General features: G+C 42.5%; 10 protein-coding genes. 9 read left to right on the top strand and 1 reads right to left on the bottom strand.

Annotated elements, in window-relative coordinates; genetic code table 11:
* From LDL79_RS08610 to LDL79_RS08575, 8 genes are all read left to right on the top strand, one after another.
* A complete protein-coding gene (locus LDL79_RS08610) occupies positions 1-1,422 on the top strand; it encodes a RagB/SusD family nutrient uptake outer membrane protein (protein ID WP_225597387.1) in 1,422 nt (473 codons plus the stop codon).
* An 18-nt stretch (positions 1,423-1,440) separates the two neighbouring features.
* On the top strand, positions 1,441-2,814 hold the full coding sequence (locus LDL79_RS08605) for a glucoamylase family protein (protein WP_225597386.1): 1,374 nt from the start codon (positions 1,441-1,443) through the stop codon (positions 2,812-2,814).
* On the top strand, positions 2,810-4,207 hold the full coding sequence (locus LDL79_RS08600; RefSeq protein ID WP_225599952.1) for a glucoamylase family protein: 1,398 nt from the start codon (positions 2,810-2,812) through the stop codon (positions 4,205-4,207). The genes LDL79_RS08605 and LDL79_RS08600 overlap by 5 nt, the downstream gene beginning before the upstream one ends.
* Before the next feature lies 1 nt (position 4,208).
* Positions 4,209-4,985, top strand: coding sequence for a carboxylesterase family protein (locus tag LDL79_RS08595; RefSeq protein WP_225597385.1), 777 nt, complete (start codon positions 4,209-4,211; stop codon positions 4,983-4,985).
* A 30-nt stretch (positions 4,986-5,015) separates the two neighbouring features.
* Complete coding sequence (gene bglX / locus LDL79_RS08590) at positions 5,016-7,292, top strand: beta-glucosidase BglX (RefSeq protein ID WP_225597384.1); 2,277 nt, start codon at positions 5,016-5,018, stop codon at positions 7,290-7,292.
* 11 nt (positions 7,293-7,303) lie between these two features.
* Positions 7,304-8,209, top strand: a complete 906-nt coding sequence (locus LDL79_RS08585) for an alpha/beta hydrolase (protein ID WP_225597383.1) — start codon at positions 7,304-7,306, stop codon at positions 8,207-8,209.
* A gap of 4 nt (positions 8,210-8,213) precedes the next feature.
* Positions 8,214-9,857: a sulfatase family protein gene (locus LDL79_RS08580; RefSeq protein ID WP_225597382.1), complete on the top strand. Its 1,644-nt coding sequence runs from the start codon at positions 8,214-8,216 to the stop codon at positions 9,855-9,857.
* A gap of 78 nt (positions 9,858-9,935) precedes the next feature.
* Positions 9,936-10,775 carry an endonuclease/exonuclease/phosphatase family protein gene (locus LDL79_RS08575; protein ID WP_225597381.1) on the top strand — a complete coding sequence of 280 codons (840 nt, stop codon included), beginning with the start codon at positions 9,936-9,938 and terminating at the stop codon, positions 10,773-10,775.
* A 208-nt stretch (positions 10,776-10,983) separates the two neighbouring features.
* Here the strand turns inward: LDL79_RS08575 and LDL79_RS08570 are convergent, their stop codons facing one another.
* Entirely contained in the window at positions 10,984-11,595 is a 612-nt protein-coding gene (locus LDL79_RS08570; protein ID WP_225597380.1) for a DEAD/DEAH box helicase, read from the bottom strand.
* Between the two features lie 269 nt (positions 11,596-11,864).
* On the opposite strand from LDL79_RS08570, the gene LDL79_RS08565 reads away from it, so the two are divergent.
* Entirely contained in the window at positions 11,865-14,237 is a 2,373-nt protein-coding gene (locus tag LDL79_RS08565; RefSeq protein WP_225597379.1) for a S9 family peptidase, read from the top strand.
* Positions 14,238-14,265: the final 28 nt, after the last annotated feature.

Below are 14,265 nucleotides of genomic sequence, written 5' to 3'. Positions count from 1 at the left end.
ATGAAATTTATATATAAAACACTCTTATTAAGTCTGTTTAGCGGACTTGTCTTTAGCAGTTGTGATGACTTTGTTGAAGACGTAGATATCGTTGATCCTACCGCCGAAAATAGCGATGACTATTTACCTGTTGAGTTTTTGACAAGCGTTTACGGGATGCACACTGATTTCTCTTATGCATTCTCTTATTTAGGCATCACCGATATGATTTCTGATAACTCAGATAAAGGTAGTTCGCCTACTGATACCGGTACAGACAAAAGAGCTTTAGATAATCTAGACTTTACCTCTTCTTCTGTATCAGTGACCGCAATGTGGACCCAGTGGTATAAAACTGTAGGTCGTGCTTCTCAGGCTATTGAGATCGCGCAAAACTATGAAGGCCAGACCGAGGTGCCTAACGCACGTGTAATTGGGGAAGCTAAGTTTTTACGAGCGCTTAACTACTTCTGGTTAGTACGTTCATTTGGAGCTGTCCCAATTCAGGAAATTGACTTGGTTGAGCGCGCTCCGGTTGACGAAGTGTACGCTTACATCGAGCAAGATTTATTAGATGCAATTGATGCGCTTCCTCTTAAGAGTGACTATTCTAGCACAGACCTTGGTCGTGCTACTAAAGGTGCTGCTCAAGGCTTACTGGCTAAGGTTTATTTATACCAAGAGCGTTGGCAAGATGCTGCAGATATGGCAAATAATGTGATCACTTCTAACCAATATAGTCTTGATCCTGATTACGCCAATATCTGGAGAGAAACCGGTGAAAACGGTCCCGGATCTTTATTTGAAATTCAAGCAAGAGGTGAAATTCCTCAGCACGGCGTACAACAGTATTCTCAAACTCAAGGTGCCCGTGGTACTAACGGTTGGGGATGGGGTTTCAACTCACCTTCTCAAAACTTAGAAGATGCATTTAATGCTGCTGGTGATGAGATCCGTCGTGATGCAACGATCATTTTTGCAGGAGAAACTCTGTTTGACGGTCGCGAGGTTAACGCTGGTGTTGAAAATCCACGTTACAGTGAGAAAGCGTATTCTTCAATCAATGCAGGTCAAGGCGACGGAGATAAGAACATCAGAGTGTTGCGCTACGCGGAAGTATTGCTTATTCGCGCTGAAGCGTTAAACGAACTTGGTCAATCTAGTGCTGCTCTGGCACCGCTTAACCAAGTAAGAACACGCGTTTCGTTACCCGCTGTAACTTCTACAGATCAGGGAAGCGTACGCCAAGCGATCTGGACAGAACGTCGTCTGGAATTAGCTATGGAGCACGACCGCTGGTTTGATCTTATACGTACCGGGCAAGCAGAAGCTGCAATGGCAGCAGACGGTAAAACCTTTGTAACCGGCAAGCACGAGTTATTCCCAATTCCTAATAACCAATTGGTACAAACTCCGGAAATGTCTCAGAATCCTGGGTACTAAACACATTAAAGAAGCTTTATGCGTTTTATTTTAATTGTAGTGATTTTTGCAGCCTTTGTTGCCTGCAAGGATCAAAATACTACGGAAGAAAACCGGGAAGTGGCTGCCACCACTTCCCAAACTTCCATAGATGAAGAACAACTTCTTGACGAAGTTCAAAAGCAAACCATTAATTATTTCTGGGATGGTGCCAATAAAGATTCAGGCTTAGCTCCTGAGCGTATTCATATGGATGACATTTATCCATCTGATGATAAAAACGTGGTCACCATTGGGGGGACCGGTTTTGGCTTGATGGCGATCGTTGCCGGAGCAGAACGTGGTTTTATCGCAAAAGATTCGGCTTTTGTACGCCTTCAGAAAATGGTTGATTTTTTAGACAAAGCAGACCGTTTTCACGGAGCCTGGCCGCATTGGCTAGACGGTACGACCGGTAAGGTTAAACCTTTCAGTAAAAATGATGATGGTGGAGATCTAGTAGAAACCGCATTTTTGGTTCAAGGATTACTTACCGTTGCCGAATATTACAAAAATGGTTCTGAAAAAGAGCAGGCACTCGCAGCGCAAATTCAGCGTATGTGGGAAGAAGTAGAATGGGATTGGTACACGCAAGGTGAAGACGTATTGTACTGGCACTGGTCGCCTAATGTAGGTTGGAAGATGAACTTCCCCGTGGGTGGTTATAACGAAGCTTTAGTGATGTATGTTCTCGCAGCTTCTTCTCCTACCCACTCTATTTCAAAAGAAGTTTATGAAAAAGGCTGGGGTGTTGACGGTCAGATCGCAAAAGATACCACGATGTATGGGATGCGTACGATACTCAACCATTATGAGCATAATGATGACGCTCCGGTAGGTCCTTTATTTTGGGCACATTACAGCTACTTAGGTCTTAATCCAAAAGGCTTGACCGATCAATTTGGTGACTATTGGAAACTGAACGTCAATCACGCAAAAATTCAGTATGAGTACGCAATAGATAATCCTAAGGAGTTCAAAGGCTACGGTCCTGACCTTTGGGGAATGACGTCTAGTTATTCTATGAAAGGGTATGCCGGTCACCGCCCGGGTAATGATCTTGGCGTGATCTCTCCTACTGCAGCTTTATCGTCTATGCCTTACACCCCTAAAGAAAGCATGGCCTTTTTAGATCATCTCTACACTGATCTGGATTCTCTCGTGGGAACTTACGGTCCTTATGATGCGTTTAGCCTCCAGGAGGATTGGTATTTACCACGCTATCTGGCGATTGATCAAGGACCAATTCCTGTAATGATCGAGAATTATAGAAGCGGATTACTGTGGGATCTGTTTATGAAAAATGAAGACGTCCTTAACGGACTTCAAAAATTAGGGTTTTCAAGCCCGTATTTAAAAACCGAAGAAGATTAAGTATTCAATCTACATAGCGCTAACACTAGCACTACTTGGGTGTTCCAGCGACAGCGGCAATGCTGTCGCTGAACTTCCTGAGGAAACGCCCGAGGAAGGAAATGGTGGAGAAAATCCCACACCTGAACCGGAGTTGACTGATGATGAATTATTAGATCTCACTCAAGAAGAAACCTTTAAATATTTCTGGAATTTTGCTAACGCGGAATCTGGCGGTGCGCGAGAGCGTTACCTTCCGGCTAATCCTAGTCAGGATCAAAATATTGTCACCACCGGCGGAACCGGCTTTGGAATGATGGCAATCTTGGTAGGAATAGAACGTGGCTTTATCTCCAGAACCGAAGGTTTTAACCGACTTACAACCCTCCTAGATTTTCTGGAAAATGCAGATCGTTTTCACGGTGCCTGGCCACATTGGCTCAACGGAAGCACCGGAGAAGTGATACCGTTTTCAGATTTAGATGATGGGGCAGATCTGGTAGAAACTGCATTTCTTGCTCAAGGATTGATCACTGTGGGTGAATATTTTAAATCCGGTTCTAGCGATGAACAAGTATTAGCTACGCAAGCTTTTGAACTGGTTTCCGCAGTAGAATGGGATTGGTTTACGCAAGGCGAAAATGTGCTGTACTGGCATTGGAGCCCCAATAATGACTTTGCGATCAACCTAAAATTACAAGGCTATAACGAGACGCTCATCACGTACATACTAGCTGCAGCTTCAGAAAACTTCAGTATTGAACCTGAAGTTTATAATCAAGGCTGGTCACAAAACGGGGGAATCGCATCTTCAGCCAACGCTTATGGGTATCCGCTAGAAGTAAAACACGCGGGTGCAGAACAAACCGGTGGCCCGCTTTTTTGGGCACATTATTCTTATTTGGGTTTAAATCCGTTTGGCCTTTCTGATGCCTATGTGAACTACGAGACCGCAACGGTAAATCACGCATTAAGCAACTATGCCTATTGCGTTCAAAATCCCTTAGGATGGCGCGATTATGGTCAAGATTTGTGGGGATTAACCGCAAGCTACACCTTAAATGCAGACGGAAGTTTAGGCTACAAGGCGCATCGTCCGGGTGATGATACCGGTGTGATTTCACCTACTGCTGCATTGAGTTCGTTTCCGTATACGCCACAAGAATCCATGGCAGCCTTACGCAGTTTTTATGATCTTGAAAACATACTGTTAGGACCTGCCGGATTTTATGATGCGTTTAGTCCGCAACAAAATTATGCCGTAGCCGAAGCCTATCTCGCCATAGATCAAGGTCCAATTATCGTGATGATCGAGAATTACCGTAGTGGCCTACTTTGGCGTCTTTTTATGCAGAATGAAAGAGTACAAGCGGGATTAGGTAAACTCAATTTTAACTACACCATACCTCAATAATATGAAGATCCAACTTTCTATACTCTTTTTGCTTTTCACTACTACGCTGGCAATAGCTCAAGACAGTTTTGAACAAGCGGTGTATCATAGTGAGGGAGACAGTTTGCAATACCGCATTCAATATCCTTTAAACTACGATCAAACAAAAAAATATCCTTTGGTTTTGTTCTTACACGGCGCGGGCGAGCGCGGGTCAGACAACCAATCACAGCTTACACACGGTTCTGCGCTTTTTGCAAATCCCGGAATGCGCAATGCTTTTCCGGCGATTGTAATTTTTCCGCAGTGTCCTAAGGATTCATACTGGGCCAATGTTGATGTTGACCGCAGCAATTATCCTATTGGGATCACCTTTCACCCAGATCAACAACCTACGCCGCATTTAAAAATGGCCGGCAAACTCGTTTCTTTTTTTATCGATGAAGGAAAAGTAGATACTTCTCGAGTATACATTGCCGGACTTTCCATGGGCGGAATGGGAACCTACGAGATGGTACAACGCCACCCCGACACTTTTGCTGCTGCGATCGCCATTTGTGGCGCCGGCAGTACAGAACATGTAAAAAATTACGCCTTGAAAACCCCGTTTTGGATCATTCACGGTGCTGACGATAATGTGGTAAAACCCACGTACAGTTTACAAATAGCAAACGCAATGCTTGAAGCCGGTGCAAAACCTCGTGTTACGGTTTATGAGCACGCCAATCATAACAGTTGGGATCCTGCTTTTGCAGAACCTGACTTTCTCCAATGGCTTTTTAGTCATACCAAAAACTAAAATACACACAAAGACAAAATTGCAACCCTAATGAAAAATAGACTCTCAAAACTCATTCTTGCTGCCGTTATTCTTATCGGCGCACAAACCTTCGCTCAGGAAGCACAACACATTCCTGAGGTTGAAGCCTTGCTTAAAAAAATGACCTTAGAAGAAAAAATAGGTCAGCTTAACTTGCTTACGCCAGGCGGCGGTGTCGCTACAGGATCTGTAGTAAGTAAGAATGTGGAAGAAAAAATAAAAGCCGGAAATGTAGGTGGCTTATTCGGTGTGACCGGACCTGATAAAATCCGTCAGGCGCAAGAGATCGCTGTAAAAAACACCCGATTGGGAATTCCGCTTTTAATTGGTTCTGATATCATTCACGGGTACAAAACCACTTTTCCTATTCCGTTAGGATTATCTAGTAGCTGGGATATGGAATTGATCGAAAAAACCGCTCAGATCGCTGCAAAAGAAGCCACTGCTGACGGAATCAACTGGAACTTCTCTCCAATGGTTGACATTGCGCGTGACCCTCGTTGGGGACGTATTTCTGAAGGTGCCGGTGAAGACCCATATTTAGGTTCGGCGATCGCAAGAGCAATGGTTACCGGTTATCAGCAACAAGATCTTACCGAAGAAAACACGATGATCTCTACCGTAAAACACTTTGCCCTTTACGGTGCTTCTGAAGGTGGTCGCGATTACAACACCACCGATATGAGCCGTGTAAAAATGTTTAACGAATACTTGCCGCCGTACAAAGCCGCGATAGATGCCGGCGCTGAAAGTGTGATGAGTTCGTTTAACGACGTAGACGGCGTTCCTGCAAGTGGAAACAAATGGTTATTGACTGATTTGCTTCGCGAGCAATGGGGCTTTGAGGGTTTTGTAGTTTCAGATTACACCTCTGTAAATGAAATGATCGCTCACGGTCTTGGTGATTTACAAGCTGTTTCTGCGCTTTCTATCAATGCCGGTTTAGATATGGATATGGTGGGCGAAGGTTTCCTTACCACACTTAAAAAATCTGTGGACGAAGGTAAAGTTTCTGAAGCAACCATCACAAACGCATGCCGTCGTATTTTGGAAGCAAAATACAAACTCGGTCTTTTTGACGATCCTTATAAATATTCAGACAATAAGCGTCCAGAACGCGACATTTTAACTGCAGCAAATAAAGAAGTGGCGCGTGAAGCAGCCCGCAAATCTTTTGTGTTGTTGAAGAATGAAAATAAAACGCTTCCGCTAGCCAAAACGGCTAAAATCGCTTTGGTTGGTCCTTTGGCTAACAATAAAAACAATATGTTAGGAACTTGGGCTCCTACGGGTGATCCACAGCTTTCAACACCTATTCTTGAAGGTTTAAAAAATGTAGCTCCTAATGCTGAAATCAGCTTCGCAAAAGGTGCGAATATTTCTAATGATTCCGCTTTCGCGAAAAAAATAAATGTATTTGGTCCGCGTATTGAAATTTCAGAAGCAACTCCTGAAGCAATGCTTGCCGAAGCTCTTGCAAATGCTAAAACTGCAGATGTGGTTGTAGCCGTTGTGGGTGAAGCTTCAGAAATGAGCGGGGAATCTTCAAGCCGTACCGACATCACTATTCCTGAAAGTCAAAAAACCTTAATTCAAGAATTAGTAAAAACAGGAAAGCCTGTAGTTCTCGTTTTAATGAGCGGAAGACCGCTAGACATAACAGAAGAATTAGCACTTCCGGTAAGTATTTTACAGGTTTGGCATCCGGGAATTGAAGCGGGTAATGCGGTTGCAGATGTACTTTTTGGAAACTATAATCCTTCAGGAAAATTAACAGCCAGCTGGCCGCAAAATGTAGGTCAGATCCCGGTTTATCACAGTATGAAAACCACCGGACGTCCTGCTCCATCTACCGAATTTCAAAAATTCAAATCACAGTATCTTGATGCTGCTAACGCTCCTGCGCTTGCTTTTGGTTACGGATTGAGCTACACCACTTTTGAGTATAGCAATTTAAAATTGAGCTCAAAAAGCATCGGGCAAAATGAATACGTTACCGTGATGGTTGATGTAACCAACACCGGAGCTTACGACGGTGAAGAAGTAGTACAGCTCTACCTTCACGATGTAGTACGCAGCATCACGCCACCTATGCGCACATTAAAAGGATTTCATAAAGTATTTATAAAGAAAGGCGAGACCAAAACCGTTACGCTAACTTTAAAAGCAGAAGACTTAAAATTCTATAACGGTTCGCTTGAATTCATTTCAGAACCCGGAGAATTTGAAGTTTTTGTAGGCGGAGACAGTAATGCCTCGCTTAAAGAAACCTTTACGTTAAACTAATTTTTAGCCAGATGAAACGCCAGATCAGCATTCTATTTGTTTTCCTTTTTATCACTCTTGTTGCGCAAGCTCAGGAAAAATTTGTCGGACAAGTCTATGCCGATCTGGTTAAATCTACACACACCTACAGCGACACGCTGAAACTGGATTTTTATACCGCAAAACAAGCGGAGAACGACAGCGACCGACCTTTAGTTATTCTGGTTCATGGTGGTGGTTTTAGCGGCGGTAAACGCGATAACCCAATGGAGGTCAAATTTTCTCAAGCACTAGCTGCTAAAGGTTATGCGGTGGCTTCCATAAGCTATAATCTTACCCGAAAAGGCAAAGCCACCGGTTTTGGATGTGCGTGTCCTGCTTCAGAGAAAATGGACACCTTTAAGCAAACCACCGCAGATATTTTAAAAGCGATCGCCTATTTAAAGTCGAATGCTGAATTCCATTTTGATGCTGAAAAGATCATTCTTGCAGGCAGCAGTGCCGGTGCAGAAGGAGTTTTGAATACGACTTATATGGCCAATCACCCGGATTTCAAATATCTAGGCGACTATCCTAAAATTGCAGCTGTGGTTTCTCTTGCGGGAGCGGTGGTAGATGCACGTTACATCACCAAAGAAAATGCCATACCCGGATTTTTTATCCACGGAGATGCTGACAATTTGGTGCCTTACAACAGTCAGCCGCATCACTTTTGCGCGCCTGATACTCCTGGGTTTCTTCCGCTGGATGGAGATGCTTTTATAGCGGCTCGATTAAAAGATCTTGATGCCTCCTACACCCTACTTACGGCACCTCAAGGTAATCACGACTGGGCAAATTTGGGTTATGCTTTTGTAAATGAGATCGCGACATTTATCAATGCGGTGGTCAATGAAAATCAATTGATTCAGCACGAAGAGCGTGTTGAAAAAAAATAATTTTATGAAAAAGCTTCTTTCTTTACTCCTTATAGTTTCGGCATTATATTCTTGTAAAACCGAAACGAAAAATACCGAAGTCACCGAAGCAAAACCTGAAAAACCCAACATTATTTTTATCATGTCTGACGACCACGCGTTTCAGGCAATAAGTGCCTACGGGCATCCGGTGAGTCAGTTAGCACCTACTCCCAACATTGATCGGATCGCTCAAAACGGAATGCGCATGGATCGCGCGTATGTTACCAATTCCATTTGTGGACCCAGTCGCGCAGTAATTCTTACCGGAAAACACAGCCACATCAATGGCTTTAGACAAAATGGAGATCGTTTTGATGGCGATCAACCTACGCTTCCTAAAAAACTTCAGGAATTAGGGTACACCACCGCCATTTTAGGAAAATGGCATTTGCACGGGTATCCACAAGGATTTGATCATTGGAAGATCATTCAAGATCAAGGAAACTATTATAATCCAAATTTTATTGAAGCGGGCGACACTACACAGATTGAAGGGTACGCCACAGATATTATCACAGAAGATGCGATTACTTGGCTTGATCAACAGCGTGATACTACGAAGCCCTTTTTTATGATGGTGCATCACAAAGCACCGCACAGAAACTGGATGCCGGCACTGCGTTATGCTAATAAATACGACTCGATAAACTTTCCGTTACCGGAAACTTATTTTACAGATCACAAAGGCTCAAAGGCTTCTAAAGAGCAACTGCAGACGATATATAAAGATATGTATGAAGGCCACGATCTAAAAATGACCAAGAAACTTGGAAGTCCTGAGTTGGCACATAATCCCTGGACAACCGATTTTGAACGCATGACGCCGGAGCAACGCGCTGCTTGGGATAAAGCGTATCAAGCGAAAAATGATGCGTTTCACAAAGCTGATTTGCACGGCAAAGCCTTAGCCGAATGGAAAGGACAGCGGTATTTACGCGATTATATGGCGACGATTGCGGCGGTTGATGAAGGCGTGGGGAATATTTTAGACTATCTGGAAGCAAACAATTTGGACAAAAATACTATTGTGGTCTATACTTCTGACCAAGGGTTTTATTTAGGTGAAAAAGGCTTTTTTGACAAGCGGTATATGTATGAAGAATCTTACCGTACGCCTTTATTGGTTCAATATCCTAAAGCGATCAAAGCCGGAAGTCACAGCGAAGCTTTGGTACAAAACTTAGATTTTGCCCAAACCTTTCTCGATTATGCCGAGGGTAATAACTTAGCTACCGACATGCAAGGACAATCTTTGCGACCTGTACTGGAGCAACAAGTTGCTGATGATGATTTTAGAGACGTGCTGTATTATCATTACTACGATTTTCCTGCCTTTCATATGGTCAAAAAGCATTACGGAATCAGCACCAAACGCTATAAGTTGATGCACTTTTATGATGATATCGACACTTGGGAATTCTATGATCTGAAAAGTGATCCGCAAGAAGTTCAGAATAAAATTGATGATCCTGCGTATGCAGATGTGATCGAAAGCTTACACGAAAAGCTTGATTCTGTTCAAGAGGTTTATGGCGTTACTGAAAAAGAATTTGAACGAGCTCCGGCAGAACGCGTTGCGCGTGAGTATAAAAACTTTGAGCGCCTGCGCGGCACGCCGATGCAGTAGCTTAATGATCTCATAACACGCCCTCGATATGTATTGAGGGCTTTTGTTTTAATTTTAATTGCTTAAATCCATTCAACTATGAAATCACTCCTTGCAGGCTTTAGTCTGTTTTTTTGCCTCAATCTACTCAGCGCACAAGAGGTAAGCCTAATGACTTATAATATTAGAATGTCAACTGAATCTGACGGAGCAGACGCTTGGAGCAAACGCAAAGAATATCTTACCAATCAAGTGTTGTTCTATGCGCCGGATGTGATGGGTGTGCAAGAAGCATTGCCTGAGCAAATGGATTATTTAGGCAAGCACCTTACCGGCTACAAGCACGTAGGCGTAGGTCGAGAAGGAAAAAATAAAGGGGAATTTTCGGCTATATTCTATAATGCAGACCGACTTAAAGTCTTAGAAGACGATACCTTTTGGCTTTCTGAAACTCCGGAAAAAATCTCTACCGGTTGGGATGCGGCGCTTCCGCGTATTTGTACCTATGCGTTGTTTAAAGACAAAAAATCAGGTGAAAAATTCTATGTATTCAACACCCATTTTGATCACGTAGGTATTGAAGCGCGCAAAAATGCTTCCGCTTTGATCTTAGCAAAAATCAAAGAATTGAATCCTAAAAATCTACCAGCTTTTGTAAGCGGCGATCTAAATCTGGAACCTGACAGCGCACCTATAGCTGTGCTAAAAACCGAACTTGACGACACGCACGATTTAGCGCCAAATGGTGCTTTTGGCCCAATAGGAACTTTTAATGGCTTCAAATTCACTGAGCCCGTAACCCGAAGAATCGATTATATTTTTCAGGCAAAAAGCAACAACAGCAAAGTGTTAAAACACGCAACCTTAAGCGATTCTAAAGATTTACATTATCCATCTGATCACTTACCTGTTTACGTTTTGATAGACTTAAAACCTTAATTTTTTGAATTATCTAATAAAAATTCAAAAACTAATACTACTTTTGTGCTTTATTCAAGAAATTAATCCGAACACCCGATTCGGTACTTTATAAAGAAGTTGTGTTGTTTTCGGGTAACACCGAAAACTGGTTTTGTAGTGAAACCTTTGAGAAGCTTTACCTTAAATGGTGAGGCTTTTTTGTTTTAAATACGATTCAAAAAAGGCTCTAAGCTTTTATAATTGGTGCGTTGAACATAAAACTATCTAACCACCGCTCAAATCTGCTGTCAAATTCTTCTGCAAAAACGAGGTATTGACATTTTCCAATACTTTCAGGCGTGCGGGTTACTTCAGAAAGATTACTGTTTCTAAAAACAAACCCTGCATCTTCTATTATGCACATTTGTAGCTTATTAAGGTTGATTCCGTTTAGGTAAAAAATCTTGTTGAGGCGCTTAGGAGTCGCAATGACGATATCAGTACCATCATAAATCTCATCGCGTTGATCGTCTATGTTTTTCTCATCGTATGCACAATAAACACGAAGATCTGTGCCTTGAGTATAACTGTGAAATTCAGATTCAAGATCTAAAGCTGCTTGCTTGTCTTTAACAAAAATGAGCACACGCGGCGCTTCTTCAAAAGCCTTTCCTTTCAATTTCTGAATTGTGCTAATGACAATAGTAGTGGTTTTGCCGGAACCTTCGGGAGCTATTGCAAACATACTCATACCTCCTTTTATTTTTGAAAAGATCTTTTTCTGAAAAGGTAAAGGAGCTGTAAAGCCTTTGCGTTGCAAAGTTTCTTTCAAGGGCTCTATCAATTTTTTAAACGACATAACGCGTATTTCTGGAATGAACGCAAATATAGTTGATGCAAACTAACTCAGACCAACCCCAAGAGGCATTGCTTAGAAACAAATTTTCAATTTCTAGGCATCCCTGTTGTTATCGGGACGGAATATTTAACCCTTTGGCGGTGCCAATAAAAAAGGTTTCTGCCATTAGCAAGTTTATAAATAAGCTGTGCTTTTTTTAGAGTATTCCAATCAATTGCTTTTGCAACTATTCTGTAACTTACCGCAACTAAAATTTCAATGACTTCTCTATGAACAAAACACTACACACCTTGCTTTTTGCTTTTGTAGCCTTAGGCAGTACGGCTCTTTTTGCACAGTCTAGTGCACTTTCGGTAGAAAAAATTATGCAAGACCCTAAATGGATGGGAACTTTTCCTGACCGGATTAATTGGGGTCCGCAGAGTAAAACCATTTACTTCAATTACAATCCAGAAGAAAATCCGTCAGACAGTCTTTATAAGATCGAAGTTTCAAATCTTGACAAGATCCAAAAAGTAGAACTTGCCGAGCGTAAAACGATGACCAGTCCGTACGGCCTTTGGAATCGAAACAAAACCAAAAAGTTATATTCTGAAGACGGCGCACTTCATCTTTACGATCTGAAAAAAGATACTTCTAAAGAACTTGTCAATCTTGGTGGGCGTTTAGGAAACCCCACATTTTTAGCTGACGAAGCGCAAATTGCGTTCGAATATGATGACAATGCCTATGTGCTGAATACAGAAACCGGAACGCTTAAAAAGCTGACTAATATTCAAGAAGGTAAAGCACGAGAAGATCGAGAAGAAAAACTTTCTGAAAAGAACCAATGGTTGAAAGATGAAAATTTGAGTTTATTGCAAATTGTACGCGAGCGCGAGGAGCAAGATTCGCTTTCTAAAGCCTATCGTGAGATGACCGCAGATCCTGAGCCCTACACCTTTTATCACGGCGATAAACAAGTAGCGGGATTGCAAGTGAGCCCAAAAGCTGATTTTGTCACCATTATGTTGATGGAACGTGACCGCGGCGAAAGCACTGACGTACCCAATTATGTCGACGCAAGCGGATATACCAAAAACTTGCGCGCCCGTAGTAAAGTAGGCGAAGATAAAACCGAAGTTTCTTTGGCAGTTTACAACATTAAGAAAGACACGGTTTATAGCGTTGACACTTCAAAACTTCCGGGGATCACAGATCTACCTGATTATACCAAGGATTATCCGGACAAAGAATGGGAAGAAAAAGAGCGCGAGGTGATTGTTTCCCAAGCGATCTTTTCTGAAGATGGCAGCAAAGCCATCGTAAACATTCGCTCTAAAGACAATAAAGACCGCTGGATCGCATTGCTGAATCTTGAAAACGGTAGTCTTGAAACCCTAGACCGTCAACGCGACGAAGCCTGGATCGCGGGTCCCGGGATCGGTTGGTCTTTTGGTGGTGGAACTTTAGGTTGGTTGCCAGACAATAAGCATATTTATTTTCAGTCTGAGGCAAGCGGGTATTCACACCTGTATTTGTTAGACGTAACCACAGGAACCAAAAAAGCCTTAACTGAAGGGGAATACGAAGTGTTCGATCCGTTTTTGTCTAATGATAAAAAATCTTGGTTTTTGACCACTTCAGAAGTTGGGCCGGGAGAGCGTCATTTTTACAAAATGCCGGTGATGGGTGGTACGATGCAAAAGCTTACCAACCTGCCCGGAAATAATGAAGTAAGCCTTTCTCCTGACGAGAAGTATATGGCGATTCGCAATTCCTTCAGCAATAAACCTTGGGAATTGTATTTTAAGAAAACTGGTTCGTCTAAAGATGCGCAGCAATTGACTTCGGGGCAGTCTGAAGCTTTTCAATCTTACGATTGGCGCGTACCTGAGAACATTACCTTTAAAGCAGACGACGGTGCTATGGTGCCTGCACGTTTGTATGTTCCTGAAGCATCTGTAAAAAATAATGCGGCGGTGGTTTTTGTACACGGAGCCGGTTATTTGCAAAATGCGCACAAGTGGTGGTCAAGCTATTTTAGAGAATACATGTTCAACAATATGTTGACTGATCTGGGTTACACGGTGATCGATATTGATTATCGTGCAAGCGCCGGTTATGGCCGCGATTGGAGAACCGGAATTTATCGCCATATGGGCGGAAAAGATCTTTCTGATCAGGTTGATGGCGTTGAATATTTAATCGAAAACTACGATATCAATCCAGAGAAGGTAGGCATCTACGGCGGAAGCTACGGTGGTTTTATCACACTAATGGCATTATTCAATGAGCCGGAAACTTTTAAAGCTGGAGCTGCACTACGCTCGGTGACTGATTGGGCGCATTATAACCACGGGTATACAGCCAATATTCTTAACGAGCCCTCTCAAGATCCTATCGCTTACAAACGCTCTTCGCCTATTTACTTCGCCGAAGGCTTAGAAGGAGATTTATTAATAGAGCACGGAATGGTAGATACCAATGTACATTTTCAAGACGTGGTGCGCCTTACACAACGTTTGATCGAATTAGGAAAAGATAATTGGGAACTGGCGGTTTATCCGGTAGAAAGTCATGGTTTTATAGAACCCAGCAGCTGGACCGATGAATACAAACGTATTTTAAAACTCTTCAATGAAAGCTTATTAGAGAAGTAATTAAAAGAGCTAACTAAACATACTAAAG

The sequence above is a fragment of the Leeuwenhoekiella palythoae genome (genome assembly GCF_020310025.1).
GTDB lineage: Bacteria > Bacteroidota > Bacteroidia > Flavobacteriales > Flavobacteriaceae > Leeuwenhoekiella > Leeuwenhoekiella palythoae.
Note: the sequence above shows the minus strand (reverse complement) of the source record. Positions and strands in the feature narration are given on the sequence as shown.

What these genes read in the sequence shown, in the direction of transcription:
- LDL79_RS08580 (WP_225597382.1), top strand. Translation starts at nt 8,214, where the DNA reads ATGAAAAAGCTTCTTTCTTTACTCCTTATAGTTTCGGCATTATATTCT.
- LDL79_RS08570 (WP_225597380.1), bottom strand. Translation starts at nt 11,595, where the DNA reads ATGTCGTTTAAAAAATTGATAGAGCCCTTGAAAGAAACTTTGCAACGC.
- LDL79_RS08565 (WP_225597379.1), top strand. Translation starts at nt 11,865, where the DNA reads ATGAACAAAACACTACACACCTTGCTTTTTGCTTTTGTAGCCTTAGGC.
- bglX (WP_225597384.1), top strand. Translation starts at nt 5,016, where the DNA reads ATGAAAAATAGACTCTCAAAACTCATTCTTGCTGCCGTTATTCTTATC.
- LDL79_RS08605 (WP_225597386.1), top strand. Translation starts at nt 1,441, where the DNA reads ATGCGTTTTATTTTAATTGTAGTGATTTTTGCAGCCTTTGTTGCCTGC.
- LDL79_RS08585 (WP_225597383.1), top strand. Translation starts at nt 7,304, where the DNA reads ATGAAACGCCAGATCAGCATTCTATTTGTTTTCCTTTTTATCACTCTT.
- LDL79_RS08595 (WP_225597385.1), top strand. Translation starts at nt 4,209, where the DNA reads ATGAAGATCCAACTTTCTATACTCTTTTTGCTTTTCACTACTACGCTG.
- LDL79_RS08575 (WP_225597381.1), top strand. Translation starts at nt 9,936, where the DNA reads ATGAAATCACTCCTTGCAGGCTTTAGTCTGTTTTTTTGCCTCAATCTA.
- LDL79_RS08610 (WP_225597387.1), top strand. Translation starts at nt 1, where the DNA reads ATGAAATTTATATATAAAACACTCTTATTAAGTCTGTTTAGCGGACTT.